Genomic DNA, 5666 nt, shown 5'->3' on the forward strand with positions numbered 1-5666 from the left:
GGCCGCCGCCATGTTTTTTTGGAATTATTTACGCGTTAGCTCTTAATTCACATTTAAATTCAACTCATAATATTCTCTTGTGAAAGCGTGGTAGATTGGGCATGCTGTTTATGCCTGACATTTACGAGTTTCAATATCGTTAATTCCAGCACCATTTAGTGCTGCACAACAGGCCTTGCAACCATTCTAAAAAATCTTGCCGATGCATTTTACTGGCGGCAGAACAGCCAATATGGCTGCTAACGTTTCGAACAAAGCCACATGCCCCAGCCTTCCCATAACTCCCCATAAAAGAAGGTCTATTCCTTACAGCCAGCTCTCATATTTAAGCAATGGCACACGTTCAAAATGTCGTACGTTATTGGTAATTAAGGTCAAGTTATTTGCAATCGCAATAGATGCAATTTCAAGATCGGCTAAATCGAGGGTGTACCGCGTTTCTCAAGTTCTGCGCGAATCCGGCCACAAACATAAGCGGCTTTTGCATCAAAGCCGACTATATTTACCGCCGGCAATAAAATGGTTTCCAGATTGTTTAAGTGATATTCAGGTCGTTGGCTTTTTTCTGCGCCATAGACAATCTCGGAAATAGTGATCGTAGAGATATACTGCTGGTTTTTCGATACGTGTTCTAACTTGGCTAACAGATTTTGTGAGGGCCGCGGTTTTACAATATTGGTAATCGTATCCGTATCAAAGAGAAACATCGCGCCCTTTTCCACCATTAGCACGCAAAGTTTCTATATCGCCCATCGCATCCGTTACTTCATCAAAGCCTTGCCATTTTCCTGCGATTGCAGCTAAGCCTTATTTTTCTTCGTATTGTTCCAAAATATTAAGATCATCAAGACTAACCAATGCGGCAACAGGTTTATCGCGCCTAGTTATAATAAATCTCTCATGAGAATACTGGTTCTTGGCTATGAGTTCTGAAATATGTGATTTGGCTTCTGCTACGGATACTAGTGTAGTTGTCATATGTTATTCCTCGTAATTACCTTTTGGTCATTATGACTTGTCTATGAACGTTTTTCAATGAAGTGACATAAACCAATGAAACCCAATTATTTTCCAGTTGCCGAATAGTCATTCACTTAAATTGCGCCCTTATCCAACTCTTTCAAGTGCTTTAACTTTTCTTTGATCTTAATTTCCAGGCCCCTATCCACCGGCTGGTAATACTGCCTGCCCGCCAATTCATCGGGAAAATAATTCTCCCCAGCAGCATAAGCTTCCGGTTCATCATGGGCATAGCGATATTCTTTACCGTAATCGAGCGATTTCATCAGCTTGGTCGGCGCATTTCTTAAGTGTACCGGCACACCCAGGCTGCCGCTTTGTCTGGCATCGGCCATTGCCGTGTTGTAAGCCATGTAAACCGCATTGCTTTTCGGCGCACAGGCCAGATAAACGACGGCTTGCGCCAAGGCCAGTTCGCCTTCCGGACTGCCTAAGCGCTCCTGGGCTTCCCAAGCGTTAATACAAATCTGCAAGGCTCTCGGATCGGCATTGCCAATATCTTCGGAGGCCATCCTGACGATGCGCCGGGCTAGATAGGACAAGTCGCAACCGCCATCCATCATCCGGCACAGCCAGTACAGCGAAGCATCGGGCGAACTGCCGCGCACGGATTTATGCAGCGCCGAAATCTGGTTATAAAATTCTTCACCTTGGTTATCAAAGCGCCGCACGCCGCCCGACAGCACTTCTTTGGCAATGGCTTCATTAACCGTTTTTCCGCCTTTGGCGGCGGCGAGCTCTACGGCAATTTCCAGCAGGTTGAGCAGTCTTCGGGCATCGCCGTCAGCGCCCTGGGCGAATTGCTGTTTTATATCGTCGGCCATTTCGATAGCCAAATTGCCCAAACCTTTGACCTTATCGGTCAGGGCTTTATTGATCACCGCCAACAAATCATCAGCCGTTAACGCGTTAAGTACATAAACCCGCGCCCGCGACAGTAACGCATTGTTCAGCGCAAAAGACGGATTTTCGGTAGTCGCGCCGACAAAATAGACTGTGCCATCTTCGACATGCGGCAGGAAAGCATCCTGTTGCGACTTGTTGAAGCGATGCACCTCATCGACGAATAAAATAGTGCGCCGATGCCGTTCCAACTGAATTTTTTTTGCCTCGCCAACCGCCGCTCTTATTTCCTTTACGCCGGATAATACGGCTGAAATCGGCATAAACTCGGCATCGGAATGTTGGGCAATGAGCCGCGCCAATGTGGTTTTACCGGTGCCGGGCGGTCCCCAGAAAATCATCGAATGCAAGCGCCCCGAGACAATCGCTTCATACAGCGGCTTGCCGGGTTTCAGGATATGTTGCTGTCCGACATAATCGGCTAACTCTGTTGGCCGCATCCTGTCGGCCAGGGGTTTGGTTAAATCATCAAACACACCGGCGGCTCAAAACGTGGTAATCAATCGGAAAAAACATCGACACCTTTAGGCGCAACAAACTCAAATAAGGTCTGTTTCAACGGCGGATTCAAAATAACATTGGAAAAATAAATGCGCGTGAGCTGGCCGAAATTATCACTCAACTCCATACCGCCCAATGAATCGTTATTTAAACCGATCAGCACATATTTAAAACTGCTTTCCTGATTTTTAGGCAATAACTTTATCCACATCAAGTTACCGTCGACGCCCTGCTGTTCCATTGTGAAGTTGTCGTCCAATGATATTTCGCCGCTTAACAATAATGCCGGCGTTGAACCCACGGATTCATCCAGCTTTTTGACGGTAACCTGTTCCAGGTCGGTATCGTAAAACCAGACTTTGCCTGATGTTGAAATGATTTGTTGTTGAAATGGCTTTAAATAATCCCAGCGAAACTTGCCCGGCCGTTGCAGGTAAAAAATACCGTAACTGGTTTGAGTGGGATTGCCCGCTTCATTAATCAATACCTGCTTAAAGTCAGCGGTGAGTGATTTTGTGTTCTTTAAAAACGCTTTCAACTGCTTAACGGGCTTGTCTTCTGCATAGCCCAAGGTATTAAAAAGCAGCATTGCCATCAATCCAGCGAAAATTGTAATTTTTTTCATAAATACCACCTTTCTAATTATTCGGTAACAATCCATTGATCAACGTTTCAACGCGATTAATGGGTGAATCGACGCATGGTGAAGATTCTTCCGGTGCAGAGCCGGCAACAAACGGATACTCTTTTGCTCCCGAGCAATTTTCATTCGCCAATAAGCCGTTAGCCGGATCGACCCAAGCCATCTTGATATTGTCCGGTGGAATCAGGGTCACCGGTTGAGTTGAAATCTGCTTCATTAATGAGGTCCAAACCTGCAAGGCGCCGGTTGCACCGGTCAATCCGGCCGGTTTGTTATCGTCGCGACCTATCCATACCACTGACAAATAATCACCGGTGTAACCGGCAAACCAGCTGTCTTTTGCATCATTGGTGGTACCGGTTTTACCGACCAAACCGTAATTCCACGGGAAGGACTGGTACGCCGAGCGTCCGGTGCCTTCATGCATGACTTCCTGCAATATGGTGTTGACGATATAAGTCACTGATGGATCAAGCACCTGTCTTACCGTAAACGGATAACTTTGTAAGCGCGAGCCGTCGGCGGCAACGACTGCCCTAATGCCTTTTAACGGCGTGGCAAAGCCATCGCCGGCCAAGGTTTGATAGATCTGGGTAACTTCCATCGGCGTTAATTGCGCGGCCCCGAGCAGGAACGACGGAAACAAATCAACCGGCCGGGTAATGCCCATGCTCCTTAATGTTTTAGCAACCCTGGCCACCCCGATATCCATTCCTATCCGAACGGTAGCCAGGTTGTAAGAATGCGCTAATGCGGTATGAAGACCGACGATGCCGTGTTCTTGATGATCATAGTTTTTAGGGCTCCAGTCATTGCCTCCCGCCCCTTTAACAAAAATAGCCGTATCACTGACCGGCGTGGTAATAGTGTACTTGTTCGGATATTCCAGCGCCGTCAAATATACGACCGGTTTTATTAACGAACCAATCGGCCTGACCGCATCCAAAGCGCGATTAAACCCGGTGCTGGATACTTCACGGCCGCTCATCAGCGCAGCTATTTCGCCGCTGTCCCTGCGCGTCACTACGGCTGCCGCTTCAAGATCATTAGCTTTAGGCAGTTTCTCCAACTGATCCAGCTTCTTGGACAAGGTATCCTCCAGCGTATCCTGAACCCGGGTATCCAAGGTGGTAAAAATCTTCAATCCTTGCGACGTTAGATCTTCTTCCTTGTAATCTTGCTTTAATTGCCGCTTGACCAGATCGAGAAAGCCGGGATAGCGATTGGTTGATCGATGGGTATTGGCAATCACATTTAAAGGCTTCGCTCTTGCGACTGCCGCCTGCTCTTTAGTGATATAGCTTTCGGCTTCCATCTCTTCCAGCACCAGGTTACGTCGTTGCAACGAACGGTCGGGATAACGCCTTGGATCATACTCGGACGGCCCGCGAACCAACGCAATCAGCGAAGCGATATGTTCCAATGGCAGATCTTTTAAAGAACTGCCGAAATAAAATTCACTGGCCAGGCCAAAGCCATGCACAGCACTGGCGCCATCCTGCCCCAAATATATTTCATTTAAATACGCCTCAAGAATCTCATCCTTGTTGTAACGGTATTCTAAAATAAGGGCCATCAAGGCTTCTTTTACTTTACGCGTCAAGCTGCGTTCAGAGGTCAGATAAAAATTCTTAACCAACTGCTGGGTGATCGTGCTGCCGCCTTGCACCATATGTCCGGCAAGCACATTCATCCACATTGCCCTGGCGATGCCTTTAAATGAAATGCCGAGATGCTGATAATAATCCCGGTCTTCCGAGGCCAGTAATCCTTTGATAAGCGCATCCGGCGCTTCTTCCAGCTTAATTAAAATCCGGTCTTCTTTTATGGTGGGATATAAACTGCCGATTTGCACGGGATCCAGGCGCACAATGGCCAGGTCTTTGGTCTCCGTCATATCAACGATGTTGCCGATACCTGACGCAGTAAAATTTACCCGGATAACGCTGCTGGGCTGGGCTTGATCCCAAAAGGTAAACTCACGAGTTTTTACGCTGACCTGCGAACCGTTCTTAAAATAGGTGCCTTCCGAAGACAAATGGGCATCCAGCCGATAATGCAGCGTTTGCAATAGCTCTTCAAACTTTGTGGAAGTCAGGTTATAACCTGCATAAAGCTCTACAGGACTGGCATAAACCCGTGCGGGAATAGCCCAGCGTTTGCCTTCAAATTGGGTGCGAACGTTGTAATCCAGGTAGCCCAGATAGCTCAATAACGCAAACGCAAACGCAAATATAGAAATCAGTACTGTGTTTCTCAACCAATGGGACGTTGATCTTTGAGTTGGTTTTTTGGATACCGTTTTTTTACTATCGTATCTGCCTGATCCGCTTTTTTTGGATTTTTCTGCCATAACCTCTTACAACATAATCTTAAATTCAATGTTGGCTATTATACATAGTCATAGGTTGGGTTACGACTGCGCAAATTCTCGCAATACCGTGTTTGAGAAAACTTCATGCACGGTTTGATGAGGAAAGATGGATCAGAATCCGCTTTTCCTCGGTACTTTTATGGCTGAAATGAAACGTCAACAGAACCTAGTAGTTGTTTAGTCCCATATTTAACTGGTATAAACTATCTTGAACTCAAGGAGCAA

Annotated in this window: 5 protein-coding genes; all 5 read right to left on the minus strand. The window is 46.8% G+C overall.

The features are described from left to right. Positions 1 to 416 precede the first annotated feature (416 nt). A complete protein-coding gene (locus V7051_RS24210; RefSeq protein ID WP_333879318.1) occupies positions 417 to 707 on the minus strand; it encodes a PIN domain-containing protein in 291 nt (96 codons plus the stop codon). Between the two features lie 100 nt (positions 708 to 807). Continuing rightward, positions 808 to 978: a type II toxin-antitoxin system Phd/YefM family antitoxin gene (locus V7051_RS24215; RefSeq protein WP_333879319.1), complete on the minus strand. Its 171-nt coding sequence runs from the start codon at positions 976 to 978 to the stop codon at positions 808 to 810. 116 nt (positions 979 to 1094) lie between these two features. Next, positions 1095 to 2399, minus strand: a complete 1305-nt coding sequence (locus V7051_RS24220) for a replication-associated recombination protein A (RefSeq protein ID WP_333879320.1) — start codon at positions 2397 to 2399, stop codon at positions 1095 to 1097. A 23-nt stretch (positions 2400 to 2422) separates the two neighbouring features. Beyond that, positions 2423 to 3049 (minus strand): outer membrane lipoprotein chaperone LolA, encoded by a 627-nt coding sequence (gene lolA / locus V7051_RS24225; protein WP_333879321.1) that lies wholly within the window; start codon positions 3047 to 3049, stop codon positions 2423 to 2425. A 13-nt stretch (positions 3050 to 3062) separates the two neighbouring features. Beyond that, positions 3063 to 5420: a penicillin-binding protein 1B gene (gene mrcB, locus V7051_RS24230; RefSeq protein WP_333879322.1), complete on the minus strand. Its 2358-nt coding sequence runs from the start codon at positions 5418 to 5420 to the stop codon at positions 3063 to 3065. Positions 5421 to 5666: the final 246 nt, after the last annotated feature.

The sequence above is a fragment of the Methylobacter sp. genome, from assembly GCF_036845245.1.
Classification (GTDB): Bacteria; Pseudomonadota; Gammaproteobacteria; order Methylococcales; family Methylomonadaceae; genus Methylobacter_A.

What these genes read in the sequence shown, in the direction of transcription:
- V7051_RS24210 (WP_333879318.1), bottom strand. Translation starts at nt 707, where the DNA reads ATGTTTCTCTTTGATACGGATACGATTACCAATATTGTAAAACCGCGG.
- V7051_RS24215 (WP_333879319.1), bottom strand. Translation starts at nt 978, where the DNA reads ATGACAACTACACTAGTATCCGTAGCAGAAGCCAAATCACATATTTCA.
- lolA (WP_333879321.1), bottom strand. Translation starts at nt 3,049, where the DNA reads ATGAAAAAAATTACAATTTTCGCTGGATTGATGGCAATGCTGCTTTTT.
- mrcB (WP_333879322.1), bottom strand. Translation starts at nt 5,420, where the DNA reads ATGGCAGAAAAATCCAAAAAAAGCGGATCAGGCAGATACGATAGTAAA.